The organism is Chelatococcus asaccharovorans (genome assembly GCF_003201475.1).
Classification (GTDB): domain Bacteria; phylum Pseudomonadota; class Alphaproteobacteria; order Rhizobiales; family Beijerinckiaceae; genus Chelatococcus; species Chelatococcus asaccharovorans.
Map to the genome: position 1 here is coordinate 677,423 of NZ_QJJK01000001.1, position 21,892 is coordinate 699,314.

Below are 21,892 nucleotides of genomic sequence, written 5' to 3' on the forward strand. Positions count from 1 at the left end.
CTCCAGACGAGGGACGCCGCCTATCCCCGGCTGTTGATTGGGCCTAGCCCCCGTGATGGCATCACGCTATGAGCGTTGCAGACGCAGCAAACCGCATTCAGACCGTGGCCATGGCTCCAGTGCAGAGCGACTTTCGCCAGTCCCTGGTGCTTCCGATCCTGCTGGCTGCGCTCGCCTTCAACTTCGCCCTGTGCTTCGTCAATACGAATGTCATGGGGGTTGGTGCCAGCATGGTCATGCTGGTCGAGGTCGTCCTGGTCGGCTGTGCGTTTCTCCTGGTGGCCGACCGGAGCCAAGCGCTCTATTTCGTGCTGCTCGGCATCTTCTCCTACGTCGGCGCATTGATGCTGTTTCGCGGCGTGATCGACCCGAAGATCCTGCGCGACCTCATGATTCCGGTCGTCTTCTATAGTCTCGGCCTCAAGCGGGGCAATCTCGCCCTTGGCGACAGAGCCGTGACCTGGTCGATCCTTATCGTGCTCGGGGCCGCTCTGTTCGAATGGATGTTCCTCGACACCTTCCTCAAATATTTCGACGTGATCGGCTATTATGTGTCGCGTGGTTCAGTCGATGCGGCCGCATCCACTGGCGAATCCGGGCTTTTCATCTCCGGCACGCGCTTCGAGGGACGGACGCTTCTCCCTTTCCTGGGCGAGCACCGCGTTTCGTCGGTTTTCCTGGAACCCGTGTCCGTTGGAAACTTCGGCGCGGTTGCCTTCGCCTGGGTGCTGAGCCGCGATTTTCACCGACCCGCGGCCTTGATCCCCAAAACGCTCGCCATCATGACGATCCTCGTGCTCGGCGATGCGCGCTTCGGCATGTATCTCTGCGGGATTACGCTCGCGCTCTATCTCGTCGCGCCGCTGGTGCGCCCCGGTGTGATCTTCGTCGCGCCCTTTCTCGCCATCATCGCCCTCATCACCTATGCCGCGGTGAAGGGCAACATCGCCTGGGACAACACGATCTTCGGCCGGTTCCTGCTGGCTGGGCAGCTCATCAACACGCTCGACCTCGGCGAGGCCATGGGTCTTGTCTATACCAGCACCGATTTCAACGACTCCGGCTATGCCTATGCCCTGTCGCAGCTCGGCGTCCTGGGATTCGCGGCGATATGGGCCGTGTTCGTGTTCATCCGCGTGCCGGACGGCCAGCCCCGGCGTTTCACACTCTTTGTCGCCTTCTACATCATCCTGCTTCTGTGCATCAGCGTCTCTTTCGCAACCATCAAGACAGCCGCCCTCTTGTGGTTCCTCGCCGGCATCTGCGCGCGCAGCCCCGAGGCCATGGCCCAGGATGTCCGGCGAAAGGACTTCGCCGACAGGCTCAAGAGGCAGAACGCGGGACTAGAGCATTTTCGCGTTTCTCCGAATCGCGAAAATGATCCATGTCTTTGTTTTAGCGCATTTTCTTCACGCGAACCGGTGTCCACTTCGCTCGAAAATGCTCTAAACCTCGCGGATGCGACCTGACCGGTCCGACCGATGAGATCAAGCGACGGAGGTGCTCCCGCCTGCCGCCTCGGTCAGAGGCGACTGCCCGGCTTCAGCAGTTTCTCGGCAATGCCGTAGAGCTTCTCGCGGCGCTCCATCTCGTCCCAAACCTCAGCCGGATCGATGCCGGTTTCCGCCCACAGAACGGTGAGGTGATAGAGAAGGTCCGCGCTCTCACGGATGACCTGCGGGCGGTCGCCCTGCACGGCGTCGAGCCCGACTTCCGCGGCTTCCTCGACGAGCTTCTTCGCCATCTTGGCGACGCCTTCCTGGGCGAGCTTGACCGTCCGCGGAGCCCCCTGCCCATGACGCTTGATCGCCACCACGGCCTCATAGAGGCGCTCGATGCAATCGCTCCCGGGGGATAGCCCCAATTCATCACTATGCTTCATTGTCGTCCGTCCGCGACCTCACAATCGCGCCCCCCGCTCGTCGCAAGACGCCCTACCACACTCGACGCGGCATCGCTCAGACAATCACTTGCAAATCAAGTCCCACGCCTCATGGTTGGTTACTATACGAAGAACACAACCATAACGCATCCCGATTCACGGATCAGGGTGCCATACCTTTGCGCCGGCCAGATGCGCAGGGGCTTCTCACGACCCCGCCAAATGCCGGAAAGCCGCCACCACCTGCTCGTAGACCGGCCGTTTGAAGGGCACGACGAGCTCAGGCAGATGCGCCATCGGTTCCCAGCGCCAGTCCTCGAATTCGGGTCTATGGGCGCCCCCACCCGGCGTGTGAATGTCGATTTCCGTTTCATCGCCGGTAAAGCCGAGCGCGAACCATTTCTGGGTCTGACCGCGATAGCGCCCCTTCCAGGCCTTGCCGATCAGTTCCGACGGCAGATCGTAGTTGAACCATTCCGGCGCTTCCGCCAGGAGGCGTGACGAGCGAATATTGGTTTCCTCGTAGAGCTCGCGATGGGCGGCTGTCAGAGGATCCTCGCCGTCATCGATGCCGCCCTGGGGCATCTGCCAGGCGAAATGCGCGGCCACGCGCTCCGGATCGTTGCCAGCCGCACGCCGCCCGACGAAAACCTCGCCGCGCCCATTGAGCAACATCACGCCGACGCAGGGGCGATAGGGCAATTCGGCCTGGCCCTCCCGGCCAAGGCTCGCGCCCGCTTCAACGGCATCGTTCCCCGCCATGACGCTCTCCCTGCATGCGTGGCCCGGCAAGGGCCATCCCTGCCGGCCGGACAAATGCGGACGGCCCCTGCGCGGGTTGCGCAGGGGCCGTGCTGCAACGTGACTGCCGCCCTTCTACGGGTCGGCACTGCCGATGGCAATTGCCGGGGGTCTCGCCCGGCAAAAACCGGCTTTCAGATCAACCTAGTTCTTGGCCGGGGCCGCCCCGTCCTTCTGAGCCGCGGAGGCATCCGCCTTCTTCGGCTGCAAGGCAGGATTGGCCTTGCCGCGCAGGAAATCGAATGCCGCTATGAGCTGGTTGTCCTTGGTCGCGTCGGTCGGCATGTAGCTCGAGGACGCACCACGCTCGTCGTCGCTGTTCTTCAGATGGCCCCGAAGTCCCGCCTCGCCCTTGGTCTCGTCCTTGCCCTTTATCTCGTCCGGCACGTTCGGCACGATGTCGATGTCGGGATCGATGCCGCGCGCCTGGATGGAACGGCCGGACGGCGTGTAGTACCGGGCCGTCGTCAGGCGCAGTGCACCATTGGAGCCGAGCGGAATGATCGTCTGCACGGAGCCCTTGCCGAAGGAACGGGTGCCGAGCACGGTCGCACGCTTGTGGTCCTGCAGCGCGCCGGCCACGATTTCCGACGCGGAAGCCGAGCCGCCGTTGATGAGCACCACGACCGGCTTGCCCTTGGCCAGATCACCGGCCTTTGCGTTGAAGCGCTGCGTCTCGTCGGCATTGCGCCCACGGGTCGAGACGATCTCGCCACGATCGAGGAAGGCATCCGACACCAGGATCGCCTGATCGAGCAGACCGCCCGGATTGTTGCGCAGATCGATCACATAGCCCTTCAGCTTGTCCTGGGGGATAGCCGCCGAGATCTTCTCGATGCCTTCCTTCAGATTCTCGAAGGTCTGCTCGTTGAACTGGGACACGCGTAGATAGCCGACGTCGTCCTCCTCGCGGGAGCGCACCGCCTTGATGCGGATGACGTCGCGCGTCAGCGTGATGTCGAGCGGATCCTTCTGGCCCGAGCGGACGACCTTCAGCTTCACGTCGGTCTTCACCGGGCCGCGCATCTTGTCGACGGCCTGATTGAGGGTCAGCCCCTGCACCTGCTCGCCGTCGATCGATGTGATGATGTCATTCGCCAATATGCCGGCGCGTGCCGCGGGCGTATCGTCGATCGGGCTCACCACCTTGATGAGGCCGTCTTCCATCGTCACTTCGATGCCGAGGCCGCCGAACTCGCCGCGCGTCTGCACCTGCATGTCGCGGTAGCTCTTGGCATCCATGTAGCTCGAATGCGGATCGAGCGAGGAAAGCATGCCGCTGATCGCAGCTTCGACCACCTTGCTCTCATCCGGCTTTTCCACATAATCCGAGCGGATCTTCTCGAACACGTCGCCGAACAGCGTCAACTGACGATAGGTCTCAGCGGAAGCGGCAATCGCACTCGTACTCGTCAGAAGAGGCGACTGCGTGGCGACCACGGCCGCACTCGCGCCGATCAGCGCGCCAACCATCACGAGAGTAACTTTACGCATCATCCGCGTACCTTTTCGCCTTGCGATTTCGCCCACCACGGGCTCGGATCGATCGATCCACCGTCCTTGCGGAACTCCACATACAGAACGGGACCGTTCGATCCGCCTACAAATGCCGTCGAGAGCGGCGACGCCGTCTCACCCATGACAGCGACTGGCTCTCCCGCCAGCACGAACTGCCCGAGCGCCACGTTGATCCGCTCCATTCCGGCTAGCAATATATAGTACCCGCCACCCGCATTGATGATCAAGAGTTGTCCGAAAGAGCGGAAGGGTCCGGCGAAGGCCACCCACCCGTCCGCCGGCGATGCGACGGTCGCCGCCGGACGCGTTGCCAGAGATATGCCCTTGGTGGTTCCACCGAAACCATCGGATGCGCCGAAGTCACGCAATCTTGAGCCGCTGACCGGCAGGGGCAAAAGCCCCCGTGCCTCGGCAAAGGCAATCTTCGGCGAGAGCCGCGCCGGATCACGGAACGCAGTGCCAGCAACGTTTTCCTGCGTCGTCTGGGCTGCCGCTGCCCGCCGCGCTGCCTCCGCCGCACGCTGGGCCGAGGCGATCTCGCTCTCCATGCGATCGATCAAATCTTTGAGGTTCTTGGCCTGGGACGACAGCGCCGCGACGCGCGACGCTTCGTCGCCTGCCGTCTTTTCCACATCGCCGAGCTGCTGCTGGCGCAGCACGACGAGCCCGGAAAGCCGTGCCCGTTCGCCTGCAAGGGTGGCGAGATCGGTCTTCAAAGCTTCGCGATCATGGGCAATCGTCTCGCGAAGGCGCACGAGTTCGGCGAGATCCGAGGCCAGCGCCTCGGTCTCTGCCTTCAATTCAGGCACGACTGCGCCGAGCAGGATGGAACTGCGCACGGCCTCCAGCATGTCGTCGGGGTGAACCAGCACGGCCGGCGGCGGTCGCCGGCCCATGCGCTGGAGGGCCGCCAGAACCTCGACGATCACGTCGCGCCGGCTGGCGAGCGACCGGCGAATCGCCTGTTCGCTGGCATTGAGCACGGACAAGCGCTGCTCGATCTGACTGACCCGCGTCTCGGCGGCGTTGGTGCGCTGATTCGTCTCGATCAGCGCCGCGTTGAGGCGGGCGCGATCCTCCCGCAATGACGCAATCTCGCCTTCGAGCTTGGCCCGCGCATCGGCGCGCGCGCGCATCTCGTTCTCGATCGCCTTGAGCTCCTCTTCGTGGCGGAGCTTGTCCTCCTGGGCGCGCTGGGCCTGTTCGAGCGGCGCATAGGATGTCGCGGGCGGCGGGGATGCGTTCTGCGCCCAGCCATGGCCGGCGACCAGCAGCGTGCCCGCTGCAACCGCCACCGTCGCCAGCCGCGTTCCATCCCTCCTGGACATCGAGAAGCCGGGCATCACAGACAAGGATGAACTCGCGAAAGCGTCATAAGATCTGTAGCTTCGAGAAGGAGACCGCGCGGCCATGCGAATCGATCATACCCGATGATAGGGGTGACCCGTTAGGATTGTCATAGCGCGATAGATCTGCTCGGCGACCAGGATGCGCACGAGTTGGTGAGGCAGGGTGGCTGCGCCAAAGGCCATCAGGCCGTCGGCCCGTGCATGCACGCGCGCATCGAGCCCGTCAGCTCCCCCGATGACGAAATTAATGCTGTCCACGCCCTTGTCGCGCCAGGATGCGCAACGCTCCGCGAAAACGGGGCTCGGCATGGACGCGCCCGTCTCGTCAAAGGCCAGAACAATGCCATTGTCGCAGCGCGCGACAATCGCCGCCGCTTCTTCGGCCTTGCGCTCCGCCGCGCGCTTGGCGCGGCTCTCGGGCAATTCCACCACGTCGACCGTGCCGAAACCCAGCGTCCGCGCCAGCGGCGCGGACCGTTCCAGATAGCGCTCAACGAGGATGCGTTCCGGCCCCGCCTTCAGGCGGCCGACCGCCATCACCGTCAAGCGCATGGTTTCAGCCGTGCGCCCGTTTACTGACGGAAGCCTGCTCGTGATCGTCCCGCGCGGCGTCCGGCGCCGCGCGCTCGTTCGGTCTGTCCGCGCCCCACATCTTTTCGAGATTGTAGAAGCCCCGGACTTCCGGCCGGAATATATGGACGATGATGTCGCCGGCGTCGATCAACACCCAATCGCAGGTCGTCATGCCCTCAACACGCACGGGACCATAGCCCGCCGCCTTGAGGGCTTCGACAACCTTCTCCGCGATCGCACCGACATGGCGATGCGAACGACCGGAGGTGACGATCATGGTATCAGCGATCGAGGTCTTGCCGACAAGATCGATAACGACCGTTTCCTCGGCTTTCATGTCCTCGAGACAATGAACAGCGATCGCCGTTGCGTCGCCGCCATAACCATTCCCGGGAGCCTCGGCTGTAACTCCGGCTGCCGGATGGAGCGACCCATTGTTCGCTCCAAGCATGGGCAAAGGATTCAGTGCCAGTTCCTCGCTTCACGTGGCGCAATCGCCACAACACCAAGATAGCCGTGGTTGGCCTTATCTTCAATGACCATGGCACGCGTATCTTCAGCCAACGGCCCCTGAGGATCCTCTCGCCCGCGCCCGCAGGGCCGTCGAGGATTGCGCGGACCGCGGCCCATGCAGGAAAATCCATGCGGGAAGAGTGGCTTCCGGCAAAGCCGCCGCGTATCGCTCGGGCACCCGTGCATGGTGCAAGGCAACCGCCGCCGGCGCGCGCGCAGCCCTGATCGTCGCTCCCGGGCGATCGATGATGGCGATCGGCATGAGCGCGGCTATCCCCCGCCAGTTCTGCCAGCGATGGAAGGTGGCAAGATTGTCTGCCCCCATGATCCAGACGAATCGGGTGCGCGGGCAGCGCCGCCTGAGATAGGCCAGCGTGTCATAGGTAAAACGCGTCCCGATAGCCGCCTCGAAGCCGGTGATATCGATGCGCGGATGATCGGCCACGGCCTTTGCCACAGCCAGCCGCGCCGCCAGCTGCGGCAGGCGCGCGTTGTCCTTCAGGGGATTGCCGGGTGTCACGATCCACCAGACCCGGTCGAGCCCCAGGCGTTTCATGGCGGCGAGGCTTGCCAGCCGGTGTCCTTCATGCGGCGGATTGAACGAGCCGCCGAACAGCCCGATCGCAAGACCCGGGCCGTGCGGCGGCAGGACGGGGAAAGGCGCCCGCCGGCGCGACTGACTGTCGTTCAAGGCCGTGTCTGACCGCTGCCGTGTACGCGATAATTGAATGAGGTGAGTTGCTCCACGCCAACCGGTCCCCGCGCATGCATGCGGCCGGTGGCGATGCCGATCTCGGCGCCGAAGCCGAACTCGCCCCCGTCGGCGAACTGGGTGGAGGCATTGTGGAGCACGATGGCCGAATCGACCTCGCGCAGGAAACGCTCTGCCGCCGCGTCATCGGCCGTGACGATCGCATCGGTGTGATGCGAGCTATAGGCACCGATATGTGCGAGCGCACCGTCGAGCCCGTCGACCACGCGCACCGCGATGATGGCGTCGAGATACTCCGTCCGCCAGTCTTCCTCGCTTGCCGCCTTCACGCGCGGGTCGGCGGCCTGAGCCGCCGCATCCCCACGGATCTCGCAGCCGGCGTCCGCCAGCGCGGCGATCAGCGGGGAGAGATGGGTGGCGGCACAGGCCTTGTCGACGAGCAGCGTCTCCGCGGACCCGCAGACGCTGGTACGGCGCATCTTGGCGTTGAGCACGATGTCGCGCGCCATGCCGAGGTCGGCCGCGCCATGCACGAAGACATGGCACAGCCCTTCGAGATGGGCGAAGACGGGCACGCGGGCTTCCTCCTGCACGCGCGCCACGAGGCTCCTGCCACCGCGCGGCACGATGACATCGATGGCGCCATCGAGCCCCGTCAGCATCGCACCGACCGCCGCACGGTCGCGCACCGGCACGAGCTGCGCGCTATCGGCCGGAAGACCGGCCTCGCTCAAGCCCTTGGCAAAAGCGGTGGCGATGGCCGTGGCAGACCGCAGGCCGTCCGAGCCGGAACGCAGGATCACGGCATTGCCAGCCATCACACAGAGCGCGGCCGCATCGGCGGTGACATTGGGGCGGCTCTCGAAGATCACGCCGACCACGCCAAGCGGCGTCGCCACGCGCTCGATCCTGAGCCCGTTCGGCCGCTCGAAACTGGCCAGCACGCGGCCGACGGGATCCGGAAGCCCGGCCACGAGCCGGACCGCATCCGCCATGCCGGCCACGCGGGCCTCGTTCAATTCCAACCGTTCAATGAAGGAAGCCGCCTGCCCGTTGGCCCGCGCCTCGGCAATATCGTCGGCATTCGCGGCGAGTATGGCAGGCGCTGCCGCAAGAATGGCATCGGCCGCCCGCTCCAGCGCAGCGGCCTTGGTCGCGGCAGGCGCCAGGGCCAGCACGCGCGCGGCGGCCTTGGCCCGCCGGCCCATGTCGGCCATCAGTTGCGGCACATCGACGGTGGGGGTTTCGGATGCGGCGCTGGCTGGCGGCAAGCCGGCATGCCGCGCCGCATTGCCTGCCTCGCCGAAGCTCACCACCTTGCCCATCGCCTTGCCTCCACCATCGACGAGCCGCCCCTCGCCCTGTCGCGTCGCGCGCCCTTACCGAACCTTGACCTTGTTAGGTAAGGGATTGCGGGCTTGGGTCAAGCCCATTTGGGTCAAGCCCAATTGGATCGCGCAGATCCTGCGCGGCCGGACCCGTCGCACCGCCCGCCATATCCGCATCGTCGCGACCGACGAGCACCAGATCGTCCCGATGGATGACCGTCGCGCGGCCACCATAGCCCAGCACTGCCGCGATGGCGCGGCTCGACTTGCCCGCGATGCGCTGCGCCTCCTCGGCGTCGTAGCCGATGAGGCCACGGCCGATCTCGCGGCCAGCCTCATCCCGGAGAATGACCGCATCGCCACGGCGAAAGGCACCGTCGACGCGCGTCATGCCCGCAGGGAGCAGGCTCGCGCCACCGCGCAAGGCCCGGGCGGCGCCGGCGTCCACATGGACCGTGCCGCGCGGCTCCAGCGTGCCGGCGATCCAGCGCTTGCGCGCCGTGACCGGGTTGGACGGCGTGAGGAACCAGGTGCAGCGGGCGCCATCGGCAATCGCCTTCAGGGGATTTTTTACGCGACCGTCGGCAATGACCATGTGGGCGCCGGCCGCGGTGGCGATCTTGCCGGCCTCGATCTTGGTGCGCATGCCACCACGCGAGAACTCGGAGGCCGCCCCGCCCGCCATGGCTTCGATGCCGGCGGTGATCGCCTCGACGACCGGAATGGGGCGCGCCGTCGGATCGGTCGCCGGCGGCGCCGTATAGAGCCCATCGATGTCCGACAGGAGAATGAGGAGATCGGCCTCCGCCAGGGTGGCGATGCGCGCCGCCAGGCGGTCGTTGTCGCCGTAGCGAATCTCGCTGGTGGCGACGGTGTCGTTCTCGTTGATGACGGGCACGGCCCGCATCTCGAGGAGCTTCGCGGTCGTCGCGCGGGCATTGAGATAGCGGCGGCGCTCTTCCGTATCGGCCAGCGTCACCAGCACCTGCCCTGCCGTGATGCCGTGATGGGAGAGGGCCTCGGCCCAGTTCCGCGCCAGCGCGATCTGGCCGACGGCGGCAGCCGCCTGGCTCTCCTCCAGCTTCAGCTGGCCGCTTGGCAGGCCGAGCACGGTGCGGCCGAGCGCAATGGCACCGGATGACACCACGAGCACGTCGGTCCCGCGGCCGTGCAGCTCGGCAATGTCCTCGGCAAGCGCTGCAAGCCAGGCATGGCGCAGGCGACTGCCCGTCCGGGATGTGGCGCTGTCGACCAGGAGCGACGACCCCACCTTGATGACGACGCGGCGGAAATCGGCAAGAGACGGGGTGGCGATGGTTGTCATGTTCGGACCTCGGCCATCGCAATAGATCAACCTGCCCGCCCTGCACAATGGTGTGCGGATGGGAATCGGCGGGGCCGACCGCGGCTGCGGCGGTGACACCACAGGAATTGCCCGCCATCCCTTCGTTGATCCACGAATTCCGTGGATCCCCTTCCCGGGCTGCAAAGCAGCCCGCCGGGGATGACAAGCTGCGTAAGCGTCGGTGCTTTCTTGTCATCCCCGGCGGCGCGCAGCGCCGGGAAGGGGATCCATGAACACCACGCGAACTCATGGAGGCCCGAACTCATGGAGGCCCGACGGTGTTCATAGGTTCCGGGCCCGCGCTTCGCGCGTCCCGGAATGACCGGCAAAGCTCAGGCCCGTCCCCGCGCGCTCATCGCGGGGGCCACCATGGCTTCCAACCAGTTGCGCAATTCGCGCGTCCGCAGGCCGGGATCGATGACATCCGCGTCGATGCCGAACTTCCAGGCGATATCGGCACGCGTGGGATCCGCGGCCAGCGCCTCGATATCGGCCACATAGGCCCGAATGTCGGCGGCATCGCGGAACAGCCCTTCATCGAGCAGCGTCTCGGCGCGGCTCGCGACGATGATGGCGATGTCGGTGATCGTGAATTCCGGGTGATACTGCACGCCCCAGAAGGTGCCGCCGTCATGACGGATTTCGGCCGCCTGCACCTCGGAAAAGGCGTTGGTCGCCGTCACGATCATGCCCGCGGGCCGCACATCGACCTCGTCGGTGTGGATCGCCGGCGCATCGAAAACGGGCGCCTTGCCCTGATGCAGCGGGTGGTTGCGCCCCGCTTCCGTGACATGGATCTTGCGGGCGAGCCCCATCTCGCGCCCCTTGGGCGAACGGCGCACGCTGCCGCCTGCGGCCGTGGCCGCGACCTGCAGCCCCCAGCAGGAGCCGAAGAAGGGAACGCCCGACGCGAAGACAGCCCGCGCGAAGTCGACCTGCCGCGTCACTTCCGGCTCGGCGGAATAAACGTTGAGCGACGAGCCGGTGATGGCGACGCCGTCGTAACCTTCCAGTCCGGCGGCGTCCGGCAGGTTGGCGCCCGCATCGGCGAGGTAGCAGATATCGATGACGGCATGCGGCGCCAGCCGGTGCAGCACGTCGGCGTATGATTCGCTATAGGTGGCGCCGGCCAGCGAAACCCGGCGCTGACGCGCCTCCGCCGTATTGCCCTCGGCAACAAGTATGCGCGGCCGCATGCTGGACATTCCTCGATCAGACAATTCGGACACCTTCGCAGTAATCGATAACGCCCTACATATGGGCAATTCAAAGGCCGACGAAAATGGTGAAAGGGGCTCGGGGCCCCATTATTCCCGCATAGAGGCGCCGTTTACACATTTCGGCAGCGCCGTGTCACGGCCGGATCGCCATCAGGGCGTCCGAGCCAGCTGTCCAAGCCCAGCCGGCGTCCCCGCCCGGCGCCTGCCTTAAGCTCAAAGGCCGGCACGTCATCGCGCCGCAATATGAGCCTGAGCGTGATGGCGAACTCCGGCCCGAGCGCGAAACGGGCGAGCGCCGTCAGAGCGCCGGCCGTATCGCCGCCGCTGGCCAGGGCCATGAAATCCGTGTAGCGCAGCGGGCCGACATCCACCCGGACGCCGCCGGCAAGATCGAAGATCCGCGCCCCCGCGATCGTATCGATGCCAAGGCGGCCGTGCCCTCCGCGTCCCGCCCCGAGGCGGCTTTGCTCCTCGGCCGGCAGATCGACCCATTCGCCATGGAAGGGCTCGATGCGGACCGGCCAGCCGGTGACCGCCATCATCACCCCCGCGACATCGCCCGCCGCGCGGCACGGGCGGGCCAGCACCGCCGCGAAGGGGAGCAGGCGCTCGTCATCCCAGCCAAGGCGCCCCCGCAGGCCCGGCTGGCCGAGCCCGATCAAAGCCAGCATCGCCTCGGTGATGGCATCCGGCGCCGCGCCCCGTCTGCGGCCAAAGGCGATCGGCAGCCGGTATTTGGCGTGCACCTCGTAGAGGAGATCGAGCAGGCGACCGTTGAAGATATCGAGAAAATCGCGAAGGCCGAAGTCCTTGGCGCGGATGAGCCGCTGGAGAGCTTCCGTATGCGCCATCGGCAGCGCCCCGAGCGCACCGGTCAGCCCCATGACGGCGACCGTCATGGCGATATCACCGTCCGGCGTTTCCTCAATCCGCTCTACCTCCGCGGCGGGAAATGCCAGACCGGTGCTGCCCTTCAGGAACACGCGGCGGGCGCGGCGCCCCGACGGCCCGGCGGCCTCGATAAAACGCATGGCTTCGATAAAACGCATGGCCTCGACGAAGGAGAACGCGTCAAGCCCGATGGCGTCGAGCGCTGCGACGACGGTGCGGTTCACAGGATGATCCGGTCGCCGGCCCGGGCCGGCCAGGTCTTGACGATCTCGCCGCCCTCACGGGCCAGCGAGAGCCGCGTGAAGGCATTGATCCCGCAATAGAGCGCAAAGAAGCGTTCCAGGACGGTGGCGAGCAGGAAGCCTTCACCGCTGTCGAGACGGCCGGCATCGCATGTCGCGACAAGATCGATGCCGCGGCACAGCGCGCCGTGGCTCCCCGGCGGGCGGGCCACGGCCGGCCGAGCAGTCAGGCCGCGCAAGCTGTCGATCGCGGCCCGGCTTTCCGCGGTGCCGCGTAGATCGTGCAGCGCGAGAATATCCTTGAGGGCGGTGAGTGCCTCCTCCCCGCCCGCCAAGGACAGGTGATTCAGCACGAGATGCGACATGAGACGGCGGTGGCTCCCCGCGGCATCGCGGCGGCGCAGCACCGGTGCCGGCGGCGTCATGCAGGTGACCGCCTCCACCGGTGCCTCGGCCGCCAGCGTGAAGACAGGCCGCCGGCCGCCGAAGGGCAGACGCGCCGGCAGGTCGCCATTGCTGCAAAGGCCGGAGATGGCGAGCGTCGATCCCACGAGATCGAGCGGCCCGCCCTCGCCATCGGTGAGGATCAGGGCCATTTCGCCGGCATCGCCGAGAGGATTGTCCCGCCGGCGCGCCTGCCAGCAGGGCCCCCGCCCCGCGGCTGCCGCGAAGAACGGCGTGCAAGGCGCGACGCTGCCATCGCGGCGTATCACCTCGACCGTGTCCACACGGTACATCTCGAAGGCCTCCGGGCGTCGCGCATCCGGCTCGACGCGATATTCTCCCATGCCATGGGCGATGCGCAGGGGCTCGGCACTGTGGGGAAACAGGTTGATCACCGGCGTGCAGCCCAAGGCGAAGCTCTCCGTGGAAATCTGGCGTTCGAGAGCTGCCGGCCACTGCTTGAGGTGGATGGATATCTCGATCCCGGCCTTGCCGGGCTCTGGCATCTGCCCGGCGAGCGCCGGCGGAAAGGCGATGTCGAGGAACATGAACTTGTCGGGACAGGCGAAAAGCTCGCCCAGGAGCCGGTAGCCGAGCAGGGATTGCCCGCCATAGGGCAAGAGCCCTTCATCCACCGCGAGCCCTGCCGGCGCAAGGCAATCCGCCTCGCCCAGATGGACCCGCTCCCCAGCGGGCGGGCTCGCACCGCAAGGACGAAAGCCAACCGCCGTGACATCCTGGCCGAGAAGCGCATAGACACGCCTCGCCTCCAGCGGTGCGCCGCGCAGGTAGAGCCGCAAGCGGTGTGGCCAGGGCGCCGGCGCGGCGCCATTCGCCAGCGGCGCAAACGTAAGCTTCAGCATCCCACGGGCGCCATGCACCGGCGCTCCGGCTCCAGCCGCTGGCGCGCCGCCCCCAAGTTCGGCCGAAACGAGGGTCTGGGGCCAAAGGGCGACGGGATAGACCGTCCGGAAGCGGCATCGATGCCCGTCGACCGGTTCGGTCTCGACCATCGCCCCGGCCGGAAGATGGTAGGACGCCGTCAGATCCGGCCTGGGCGTGAACTGCAGGATGGCGGTGGACGGTACCGGCGCCATGAGATGAGGATAGAGCTGCTCCAGGAAGGGATCCGTGAGTTCCGGCAGGTCGTCGTCGAGCTTCTGCCGCAGCCGGGCCGTAAGGAAGGCGAAGGCTTCCGTGAGATGGCCCACGAAGGGATCGTCCACCCCCTCTGTGCTGAAGTGCAGGCGGCCCGCAACGTCCGGATGCGCGGCGGCAAAGCGCCGCCCCGCCTGGCGGAGATGAGCGAGTTCGTCGTTGTAGGCGCGCAGGAAATCGTCAGTCATCGCCGGCGCCCTCAACCTCGAACCGTCCGGTGTCGACGCTGTAGCGCGTGTCGAACGTCAGCGCCTGCGGCCCTTGCGCAACGCTGATGACCGCACTGATCCGCAGCCGGATGCAGATGTCGCTCTCGTCTCCCCTGTTGTCGGTGTCGGCGACCTCGACGCAGACCGACATGAGTTGCGGCAGGAGGGTGGGCAGACACAGCTCGACCTGCCGGCGGAAGCCTTCGCTGTCGGCAGCGTCAAGGCCCGGACCGCCGGACGAATCCGCAAGCCCGAACGCCAGCAGGGATCGCTGCAGCTCGGGCAGAGCAGGCGGCAACGGTACAGCCGGCCGCCGCGCGTTCAGCGCCATTTCGATATCCGCGCGCAGGCGGTCGCGCAGGCGCGGGAAATCCACATGAACGACGCCATCAGACGCCAGCCGCTCCTTGAGAGCGGCGGCGAAACGCCCTGTCCCGCCGGATCGAGGCCGGGTCCCCGCCTCATCCCGGGTCTTCGCCTCATGCCCGCCGGCCATCTGATGCCGGGGGCCGTTCCGACGCCACGTGTCCTTCATATCGGCCGCGTCCGGTTGTCCACGCGCCCCTCGAACTCCGTATAGAGATCGAACCCGACGACAGCCTGCCGCGGCTCGATGTGCGGGACGAGATGAATAAGACAGGCCAGAGCGCCGGGGCGACCGGGAACCTCGCGGATCCGCAAGCGGGCATCCCGCAGGGGGTAGCGAACCTTCTGCGCCGGGCTCGCATCGAGATTGCCGATGCAATAGGATTTCAGCCATCCGCTCAGGACATCCTCGAAGCGGCCGATGTCCGTGAAGCTGCCGATGCGGTCGCGCGCGATGACCTTGATGTAATGGGCGAAGCGACAGAGGCTCAGGATATGCGGCAGCATGCCGGCGATCCGGTCCGCTGCCCTGACGGAACGCCCTTGGGCGGCCCCATTCCCGAGCGAGGGGCAATCGAACAGGGCGAGCCATGGGCGATAGGCGCAGGGCGTGAGAGCGATGAAACCGCAGTCGGCCAGACGATGGGTGAGATCCTCGGGCAGGTTGACCTCCACCGCGCGCCGCTCGAAGCCGATGCCATCGCTGTCGCCGCACCCCAATCCGAAGGGACTGGCCGGCAGATCGGCGACCACGCCGCGCCTGTCATCGTCGGCCCCTATGCCGCAGAGGTCGCCGAGCCATCCATGACGGGCGAAGACCGCAACGACCCGGGCGGCAACAGCATGGATGCCGCTGCCCCAGAGATAGTCATCATGGCCGCGCGGCGCCCCCTCGCTGTAGCGGAAGCCGTAGCGCCGGCAGCCGTCGTCGCGGTAAGGCGCGCGCATCAGCACGCGCGGCATGACGACGCCGAGAAAGCGCGCGCCTTCGGCCTGCCGCAGAGCCTGCCAACGCCTGTGATCCCTGTCGGCGAGCAAGGCCTCGATATCGCCGGTCGCCGACATCTCGTCGAAGGACGAAAGGCCAAAGAGGCCGGGGGAGGCAGGCAGGATCACCGGCGCGAAAGCCGCTGCGCCGATGGCAGCGAGCCCCGCCAGCCAGCCGAGATCATCCCCCTGTCCATCCGCCCGCCGCGTATGCGACACCGGGATATCAACCAGCAGCAAGCCATAAGGCAGGCCGCCAGGCATGTCGAACTCCTCGGCATGAATCAGGCGAAAGAGCTGGGTCTGGTCGACCTCCAAGGCAGCGCCGACATCCTTTGCCAGCTCATCATATGTAGCCGCGAGCACCCGCACGATGACGGATCGATGGCAGCAGGCGTGGTCGACGAGATAGGCAAGACCGCGCCAGTCCGCCTCCAGCTTCTTGAAGCGCGGATGATGCAGCACCGCGTCGAGCTGTGCGCCGAGCCGCGCATCGATCCACGCGATATGCCGGGCCAACGCCGCGCGAAGACGCGCGCGCATGGCTTCGCGTCCCTGCTCCTGCGCCCCTCGACCGCTCATTCGATCCGCGGAATGCGCGCCACAAGACGCATCGAGGTCGTAAGCTCCTCCATCTGCAACCAGGGGCGCAGCCAGGCAATGGCGTGATAGCTGCCTGGCTGACCCGGTATCTCGCGAACGGAGATCTTGGCGTCTGCCAGCGGATACTTGGCCTTGATGTCCTGCGTCGCCGCCTCGTTGCCGTTGACATAGTTCATGATCCACCGGTTGAGCCAGGCTTCGCACTCACTTGCCTCGGCGAACGAGCCGATCTTGTCACGCGCCATCACCTTAAGGAAATGCGCGAAGCGCGACATCGCCATGACATAGGGAAGCCGCGCGGAAATCGCCGCATTCGCCGTTGCTTCAGGCCGATCATAGACCCCGGGCTTCTGCAGGCTCTGCGCGCCGAAGAACACCGCGTAATCCGTGTGCTTGTAGTGGCACAAAGGAAGGAAGCCGAGCCGTGAAAGTTCCGCCTCGCGCCTGTCCGTGATGCCGATCTCGGTCGGGCATTGCTGGTCGATGTCACCGTCGTCGCTGGTGAAGGCATAACTTGGCAGGGCGGTGACCTTACCGCCGCCCTCGGCGCCGCGGATCGCCGTGCACCAGCCATGGATGGCGAAAGCCTCGGTGAGCCTCGTGCCGAGCACGTAGGCGGCATTCATCCAGGTGAACTGCGCATGTGACAGGGGCTTGGCGGGAGCGTCACCCGCGGCCTCGTCGAAGTTGAAGGCTTCGGTCCTTCTGCCATTCGCGCCGTAGGGCAGGCGCGCGAGAACGCGCGGCATGGTCAGCGTCACGAAGCGCGCATCGTCGCTTTCACGGAAATTCCGCAGCTTTATATGTTCGTGGCTATCGAAGATCTTCGTGAGATCGCGCGGCCGCGACAGTTCCGTATAGTCCGAGAGGCCGAACATCGCGGGGGACGCCGCCGCGACGAAGGGCGCGAAGGACGCCGCGGCCACTTGCGCCATGCCGCTCATCGTCTCGACATCCGTGGGGCTCGCCGAGAATTCATAGTCGCCGATCAGGACGGCATAAGGCTCACCGCCGGGTGTGCCGAATTCATCCTCGTAGACTTTCTTGAAGACGACACTCTGGTCGAATTCGACGGCCGTTGTGAGAGCCTTGTGCAGCTCGGCCTTGGTGACGTTCATCACCCTTATCTTGAGATTGCTTCCCGTCTCGGAATTCATGACGAGGTGATGCAGCCCGCGCCACGACCCTTCCAGCTTCTGGAAGGCCGGATGCTGCGTGATGGCGGCAAGCTGGCGCGACAATTCCTGATCGATGCGCTCGATCGCCGCGCCCATGGTGCGAACCAGATTGCGATCGTAAGTGACCGTTCCACGCATCGCCTCGCGCATCAAGGTCCGCATCAGTTCCGTCGCACGGTCAGGATCCGTCTGACGCGTCGCCACGACGATCTGCCCAAGCATGCCTCTGTCGGCAATTTCAGGAGACAGAACTTCAACTTTCGTCTCTTCATCGGACATTGTGATTATTCCTTCCCGGCGGTGGGATTATCGATGCCAAGCTCCGACGTGAGGGCCAGCATTTTCTCCTCACTCTGCAGGACATCCTCCAGCAGCGCCTCAAGATCCGTCGAGCGGTCGATCTTTCCCATGAGATCACGCAGGTGGTTGCGCGCTTCGAGCAGGCGCCGCAGCGGTTCGATCTGCGCGACGATGCTGGCCGGTTCGAAATCCTCCATCGTGCGAAAGGCGAGATCGACTGAAAAGCTCTCTTCTTCCCCGGTCAGCGTATTGTCGACGCGCAACGTCAATGCAGGTGCCATCCGCGCCATGACATCACTGAAATTGTCCCGATCGATCTGCACGAACTTGCGCTCGCGCAGCGGCGGCAGCGATGCCGCCGCGTCGCCTGAGTAATCACCCATGACGCCAACGACGAACGGAAGTTCCTTCCGAACGACAGCTCCCTCGATCTCGACATCATAGGTAATATGCACGCGCGGTTTGCGTACACGTGACAGTTTCTGATGAATTCCATCCGCCATTGCGAACTCCTCACGTCATTACGGCTTCTGCGCCCTTGCCTGGCGCGCACTTGTCTTGACGAATCCTGAAACGTGGACGTTCCGGTGACATAGGACACGCCGCATTATCGCACGTTGCCCAACCAGCGGATGGGTCCGGAACCCGCTCCACGTTTCCTGTCCGATGCACTATTCACCGTCATCGTCGGCCTGCCTGACACCCGCGGCCATCAGGAATCGGCGGCGGGCCTGTCCATCAGGAATGAGCTCCGGCAAAAGATCGATCAGCGGCAGACGCGCGCGCCTCACAGCCTCCTCCAACGTGTAGGAAATCAGTGAATGCGGCTCGATCCGCCGGAGATAGGCGGCGATGCTCAGGATTTCCGCGAGCGCGGCCTCTCGGCTTGCGTAGACTCCGTCGGCCGGGCGGCAGGAGTCGCCGGACGATGGCGTGCTTCCCACCGGCGCGTTGTCTGCGGTGGCGATCACGCCCCCCTCCGGCGCGAGACCGAGATAACGACAAGCTTCACGTGCCTCTTCCAAGACGTCCACGATCTGCCGCAGCGAAGGCGCCGCCTCCCCGGCGGCCCGGTCCAGCGCCGCACCTGCGGCCTGCACGGCGGCATGCGCTTCGACGATGGCGCTGAAGATCTCATGGCGTTCGTTCGCGGGCAGCGCGCGCGCTGCGGACACGATGTCCTCGAGGCTGAAGCCGGCCTCAGCCATCGCCGCCTCGCGCGCCGCGACAGGCGTCAGGCGCTCGATGCGGGCGGCGCACTGATAGTGCCATAACGTGAAAGCGCCTCCCATGGAGGGGATGAGCGGCACCATCCGGATCGGCGCGATGATGGCTCCCTCCGTCCCCTCGCCATTGAGGCCGGCAACGGCGGAAAGCCTGCGCTGCAAGCCGTCCCCGTCCGGCAGCGGATGAAGATCGTCCCAGAAGCTATCGACGAGCCCCGCGATCACGCGGAAGCCATCACGCAGCCCCTGGAAGCCCCGCAGCCTCAGCAGGGCCTCGCTCAGCCAGGCAGCAACCTCGAGATCCTTGCTCGTCTCCCCGAGCAATTGGGCCGCCTGCGCTGCGACGCCCCGCCAAGCCTGGGTCGCTTCCACCCGCCCCGCATCGACGTCCTCCTCCTCATACACCGCGCGACGCTCCGCCGCGCGCGCCGCCGCGCGGGCATCCCGCAACATGTGATAGCTGGCCGAGAGCGCGCCATCAGCCCGCAGGTCGGCGCCGGCCGGCGCTTCGCCGGCTAAAGGGGCGACGATCGTTGCGATGTCCAATGCGGCGGCTGTCATTCCGGTCACGTCCTGGAGTCCGGCGGAAGGTCCCGACCGTCCCCACCACGGGCGATATCGAGGGCCTCCAGCACCGCCAGCCGATAGGTCTCCGCGATCGGCCCTGCATGGCGGCCGAGCGCTCCCAACAGCACCGCGGCCCCCACCGCCGTCGGCGCGAGCCGCGCATCAGGCGGGATCTCCGGCGCATCCGGCTGTGCGAGATTACCCGTCCAATAGGCTGCAAGCGCCGCATAGCCGGCCGCGCCTTCGCACCCCACGGCCTCGGCGCCCGCCAGACAGGCGCGGCGCCTCTCCTCGCAGGGCCCACGCACCCAGGCCTCAGCCGCCTCAATCGCGTTCAATTCCAACCTCCCGTCGCGGCCCATGTCGCCAAGCGCGCGGCGCGCGGAGAGACAGGCCCACCAGGCGCCTTCCCGCCGAGGCAGGGCGAAAGCCAGGAAGCGGATCGCATCCGGCCACAGGACAGCGTCGATCAGCCGCGCGAGATAGGCCGGCGCCGACCAGACGCCATCGAGGCCCAGGGACAGCGCCGGGCCGGCAATCCCCGCATCCTCAACACAAGCTGCCGGGGATACATCTGCAATCTTGAACAAACGATCGAAGTTCACAGAACTACCTCAATCAGAACTTATCCAATATTCACTTATCTCAGTTGATGCGCACAATTCCCCCCTTGAGGACGAGGAACGACGTGCCATTCACGTTGGTCAGCTCGCCGTCAATATCGATATTTGTCGTCCCTCGAATGGTGACCGCGGCCGCCCTTATCTCTATCCCGCTCGGCGATAGTTCAATGGCACTTTCCCCACAAGACAATGTAATCGAGCGCGCCGCGTCCAACGTATAGTTCCCCTCACGAACAGAGACGCTGCCATTTCCTTTCGCGATGACGACGCTGTCGCTACCGTTATTTACGGTTAAACTGCGATCGTGATCGATACAAATCGACTGATCATGTCCAACTGTGATCGTCTCGTCGTGGACCGTCTCGCGGCGGCTGTCGCGCTCCGCCCTGATCCACACTTCCTCACTGCCCTTCTTGTCGTCAAAGCGCAGGATATTCGCATTGCTCAACTGCCCGCCAGGCGTCGTGCGCGTCACGATACCGGACTGCGTTTTCGCCGAAGGCAACGCCCAGGGGGGATGGTTGTCACCATTGTAGACGCTGCCGGTCACCAGCGGTTGATCGGGATTGCCCTCCAGAAACTGAACCACGACCTCCTGGCCAACCCGCGGGATGAAGATGGCCCCCCATCGATTGCCAGCGACAGGTTGCATGACACGAATCCAGCAGGAGCTGTGCTCATCGCGCTTGCCGTCGCGATCCCAGTGGAACTGAACTTTGATACGGCCGTAGGCATCACAGACGATTTCCTCGCCCGCTTCGCCGACGACCGTCGCGGTCTGGGGTCCGGGCATCGGCGGCCGCTCGCGCAGTGGCGGCCGAAAACGCGTGTCGATGGGGATAGCCCGAAAGCTGTTGCGATAGAATGCGCTGCCCCCCTCGGGCAAGGCATCCCCGGCCGCCGCCTCGTGGCTGACCGCCGTCACCGCCCAGGTCCCGCCGCGTTCCGCACTGACCGGATGCCGCGAGAGCCTGCACCGCACACCCGGCGCGAGACGCGCATAGAGGCTCTCGCCGTGGGCGCCGCGAAAGCCGCACTCCTCACGTTCGATACCGCAACTCGCGCCTTCGGCCGCCAATCCCTCCCGCAGGGGCAGACCGCTGTAATGGTAGGACTCGATCGACGCCGTCGGCTCGATCCGATGATGCGCCGTCGCAGTCTCGCGAACGGTCGCGGAAGGCTTCAGCTCATCGAAGCCGCCCAGCGTGTAGCGCCCCAGCTGCGCCGCGAAGCCTGCATGCCACGCGGTCAAGCCACCGCCGATGGGCGCATTGGCACTGAATTCGATGTCTCCGTCGGCGTGATCCGGAAAGCTCGCGCTGTCATCCCCGATGACCATGACATGCCGGCCGCGCTCGTGACGGAAGTAATAGAAGAACCCGTCTTCGGCCAGGATTCGCTCCACGAATTCGCGTGTTGTCTCACCATATTGGACGATATAGCCGCGAACGCGCTGTTTTCCCGATACAAGGCACTCGATATCGTGACCGTGATCCCTCTGGAGGATACGCTTCACGACATCGATCACCGTGATGTCCTGGAAGACGCGATTGTCATGGGATCGCTGCAGGAGAGCAAGACGTGGCACGACCGTGAGCGCCACATGACGCTGACCACGACCGGCGAGATCCCCGAGCCGAAAGTCCCGCACTACGCCGGAAAAGATCCGCTCCTGACCAGCAGGATTTGCCACGAACACCGTGATAACCTTTCCGAGCAGAACCTCGGGCTCGAGAACTTCTCTGGACGACAGCGCCCCGACCCGCAGATCGAAGGGACATGACAGGGCTTCATCGCACCGCAAAGAGTAAGGCGAGAGGAAGCCCTGCTCCGACGGCCCTTCAATGCGCATCCAGG

At 65.6% G+C, this 21,892-nt stretch carries 20 protein-coding genes; 1 reads left to right on the forward strand and 19 read right to left on the reverse strand.

The window, feature by feature from the left end:
* Window positions 1-68 precede the first annotated feature (68 nt).
* Window positions 69-1,469 carry a surface polysaccharide polymerase gene (locus C7450_RS03215; RefSeq protein WP_110372911.1) on the forward strand — a complete coding sequence of 467 codons (1,401 nt, stop codon included), beginning with the start codon at window positions 69-71 and terminating at the stop codon, window positions 1,467-1,469.
* A gap of 53 nt (window positions 1,470-1,522) precedes the next feature.
* On the opposite strand, the gene hisE is transcribed toward C7450_RS03215, so the two are convergent.
* From hisE to C7450_RS03310, 19 genes are all read right to left on the reverse strand, one after another.
* Window positions 1,523-1,882 carry a phosphoribosyl-ATP diphosphatase gene (hisE, locus tag C7450_RS03220; protein ID WP_110372912.1) on the reverse strand — a complete coding sequence of 120 codons (360 nt, stop codon included), beginning with the start codon at window positions 1,880-1,882 and terminating at the stop codon, window positions 1,523-1,525.
* 207 nt (window positions 1,883-2,089) lie between these two features.
* Window positions 2,090-2,644, reverse strand: coding sequence for an RNA pyrophosphohydrolase (locus C7450_RS03225; protein ID WP_110372913.1), 555 nt, complete (start codon window positions 2,642-2,644; stop codon window positions 2,090-2,092).
* A gap of 183 nt (window positions 2,645-2,827) precedes the next feature.
* On the reverse strand, window positions 2,828-4,177 hold the full coding sequence (locus C7450_RS03230) for a S41 family peptidase (RefSeq protein ID WP_110373236.1): 1,350 nt from the start codon (window positions 4,175-4,177) through the stop codon (window positions 2,828-2,830).
* Window positions 4,177-5,544 (reverse strand): murein hydrolase activator EnvC family protein, encoded by a 1,368-nt coding sequence (locus C7450_RS03235; protein WP_245449478.1) that lies wholly within the window; start codon window positions 5,542-5,544, stop codon window positions 4,177-4,179. Before C7450_RS03235 ends, C7450_RS03230 begins: the two co-directional genes overlap by 1 nt.
* 78 nt (window positions 5,545-5,622) lie before the next feature.
* On the reverse strand, window positions 5,623-6,102 hold the full coding sequence (rlmH, locus tag C7450_RS03240) for a 23S rRNA (pseudouridine(1915)-N(3))-methyltransferase RlmH (RefSeq protein WP_110372914.1): 480 nt from the start codon (window positions 6,100-6,102) through the stop codon (window positions 5,623-5,625).
* A 4-nt stretch (window positions 6,103-6,106) separates the two neighbouring features.
* Window positions 6,107-6,574, reverse strand: a complete 468-nt coding sequence (gene rsfS / locus C7450_RS03245; protein WP_110372915.1) for a ribosome silencing factor — start codon at window positions 6,572-6,574, stop codon at window positions 6,107-6,109.
* Window positions 6,575-6,679: 105 nt separating this feature from the next.
* Window positions 6,680-7,327: a nicotinate-nucleotide adenylyltransferase gene (locus C7450_RS03250; RefSeq protein ID WP_110372916.1), complete on the reverse strand. Its 648-nt coding sequence runs from the start codon at window positions 7,325-7,327 to the stop codon at window positions 6,680-6,682.
* On the reverse strand, window positions 7,324-8,673 hold the full coding sequence (locus C7450_RS03255) for a glutamate-5-semialdehyde dehydrogenase (RefSeq protein ID WP_110372917.1): 1,350 nt from the start codon (window positions 8,671-8,673) through the stop codon (window positions 7,324-7,326). Before C7450_RS03255 ends, C7450_RS03250 begins: the two co-directional genes overlap by 4 nt.
* Before the next feature lie 73 nt (window positions 8,674-8,746).
* Window positions 8,747-10,000 (reverse strand): glutamate 5-kinase, encoded by a 1,254-nt coding sequence (gene proB / locus C7450_RS03260; RefSeq protein WP_110372918.1) that lies wholly within the window; start codon window positions 9,998-10,000, stop codon window positions 8,747-8,749.
* A gap of 353 nt (window positions 10,001-10,353) precedes the next feature.
* Complete coding sequence (locus C7450_RS03265; RefSeq protein ID WP_342588484.1) at window positions 10,354-11,217, reverse strand: type 1 glutamine amidotransferase; 864 nt, start codon at window positions 11,215-11,217, stop codon at window positions 10,354-10,356.
* 134 nt (window positions 11,218-11,351) lie between these two features.
* Complete coding sequence (tssG, locus tag C7450_RS03270; RefSeq protein ID WP_110372920.1) at window positions 11,352-12,356, reverse strand: type VI secretion system baseplate subunit TssG; 1,005 nt, start codon at window positions 12,354-12,356, stop codon at window positions 11,352-11,354.
* Window positions 12,353-14,164, reverse strand: a complete 1,812-nt coding sequence (tssF, locus tag C7450_RS03275; RefSeq protein ID WP_110372921.1) for a type VI secretion system baseplate subunit TssF — start codon at window positions 14,162-14,164, stop codon at window positions 12,353-12,355. The genes tssG and tssF overlap by 4 nt, the downstream gene beginning before the upstream one ends.
* The gene (locus C7450_RS03280; RefSeq protein ID WP_146227245.1) at window positions 14,157-14,720 is read right to left on the reverse strand and encodes a type VI secretion system baseplate subunit TssE; all 564 of its coding nucleotides are present in this window, start codon (window positions 14,718-14,720) and stop codon (window positions 14,157-14,159) included. The genes tssF and C7450_RS03280 overlap by 8 nt, the downstream gene beginning before the upstream one ends.
* Window positions 14,717-16,081 (reverse strand): type VI secretion system contractile sheath large subunit, encoded by a 1,365-nt coding sequence (gene tssC, locus C7450_RS03285; protein ID WP_170147019.1) that lies wholly within the window; start codon window positions 16,079-16,081, stop codon window positions 14,717-14,719. Before tssC (C7450_RS03285) ends, C7450_RS03280 begins: the two co-directional genes overlap by 4 nt.
* A 35-nt stretch (window positions 16,082-16,116) precedes the next feature.
* A complete protein-coding gene (gene tssC, locus C7450_RS03290; protein WP_110372924.1) occupies window positions 16,117-17,598 on the reverse strand; it encodes a type VI secretion system contractile sheath large subunit in 1,482 nt (493 codons plus the stop codon).
* Between the two features lie 5 nt (window positions 17,599-17,603).
* Window positions 17,604-18,122 carry a type VI secretion system contractile sheath small subunit gene (tssB, locus tag C7450_RS03295; protein ID WP_110372925.1) on the reverse strand — a complete coding sequence of 173 codons (519 nt, stop codon included), beginning with the start codon at window positions 18,120-18,122 and terminating at the stop codon, window positions 17,604-17,606.
* A gap of 168 nt (window positions 18,123-18,290) precedes the next feature.
* A complete protein-coding gene (gene tssA / locus C7450_RS03300) occupies window positions 18,291-19,406 on the reverse strand; it encodes a type VI secretion system protein TssA (RefSeq protein WP_110372926.1) in 1,116 nt (371 codons plus the stop codon).
* Between the two features lie 5 nt (window positions 19,407-19,411).
* Entirely contained in the window at window positions 19,412-20,017 is a 606-nt protein-coding gene (locus C7450_RS03305; RefSeq protein WP_110372927.1) for a DUF6931 family protein, read from the reverse strand.
* Window positions 20,018-20,057: 40 nt separating this feature from the next.
* Window positions 20,058-21,887, reverse strand: a complete 1,830-nt coding sequence (locus C7450_RS03310) for a type VI secretion system Vgr family protein (RefSeq protein WP_110372928.1) — start codon at window positions 21,885-21,887, stop codon at window positions 20,058-20,060.
* Window positions 21,888-21,892: the final 5 nt, after the last annotated feature.

Bases quoted from the DNA above. Each gene is read 5' to 3' on its own strand.
- C7450_RS03235 (WP_245449478.1), bottom strand. From the start codon at position 5,544: ATGCCCGGCTTCTCGATGTCCAGGAGGGATGGAACGCGGCTGGCGACG.
- C7450_RS03310 (WP_110372928.1), bottom strand. From the start codon at position 21,887: ATGCGCATTGAAGGGCCGTCGGAGCAGGGCTTCCTCTCGCCTTACTCT.
- hisE (WP_110372912.1), bottom strand. From the start codon at position 1,882: ATGAAGCATAGTGATGAATTGGGGCTATCCCCCGGGAGCGATTGCATC.
- tssA (WP_110372926.1), bottom strand. From the start codon at position 19,406: ATGACAGCCGCCGCATTGGACATCGCAACGATCGTCGCCCCTTTAGCC.
- C7450_RS03230 (WP_110373236.1), bottom strand. From the start codon at position 4,177: ATGCGTAAAGTTACTCTCGTGATGGTTGGCGCGCTGATCGGCGCGAGT.
- tssF (WP_110372921.1), bottom strand. From the start codon at position 14,164: ATGACTGACGATTTCCTGCGCGCCTACAACGACGAACTCGCTCATCTC.
- tssB (WP_110372925.1), bottom strand. From the start codon at position 18,122: ATGGCGGATGGAATTCATCAGAAACTGTCACGTGTACGCAAACCGCGC.
- proB (WP_110372918.1), bottom strand. From the start codon at position 10,000: ATGACAACCATCGCCACCCCGTCTCTTGCCGATTTCCGCCGCGTCGTC.
- tssC (WP_170147019.1), bottom strand. From the start codon at position 16,081: ATGCGCGCGCGTCTTCGCGCGGCGTTGGCCCGGCATATCGCGTGGATC.
- C7450_RS03255 (WP_110372917.1), bottom strand. From the start codon at position 8,673: ATGGGCAAGGTGGTGAGCTTCGGCGAGGCAGGCAATGCGGCGCGGCAT.
- C7450_RS03215 (WP_110372911.1), top strand. From the start codon at position 69: ATGAGCGTTGCAGACGCAGCAAACCGCATTCAGACCGTGGCCATGGCT.
- C7450_RS03265 (WP_342588484.1), bottom strand. From the start codon at position 11,217: ATGCGGCCGCGCATACTTGTTGCCGAGGGCAATACGGCGGAGGCGCGT.
- rlmH (WP_110372914.1), bottom strand. From the start codon at position 6,102: ATGCGCTTGACGGTGATGGCGGTCGGCCGCCTGAAGGCGGGGCCGGAA.
- tssC (WP_110372924.1), bottom strand. From the start codon at position 17,598: ATGTCCGATGAAGAGACGAAAGTTGAAGTTCTGTCTCCTGAAATTGCC.
- C7450_RS03225 (WP_110372913.1), bottom strand. From the start codon at position 2,644: ATGGCGGGGAACGATGCCGTTGAAGCGGGCGCGAGCCTTGGCCGGGAG.
- rsfS (WP_110372915.1), bottom strand. From the start codon at position 6,574: ATGCTTGGAGCGAACAATGGGTCGCTCCATCCGGCAGCCGGAGTTACA.
- C7450_RS03280 (WP_146227245.1), bottom strand. From the start codon at position 14,720: ATGAAGGACACGTGGCGTCGGAACGGCCCCCGGCATCAGATGGCCGGC.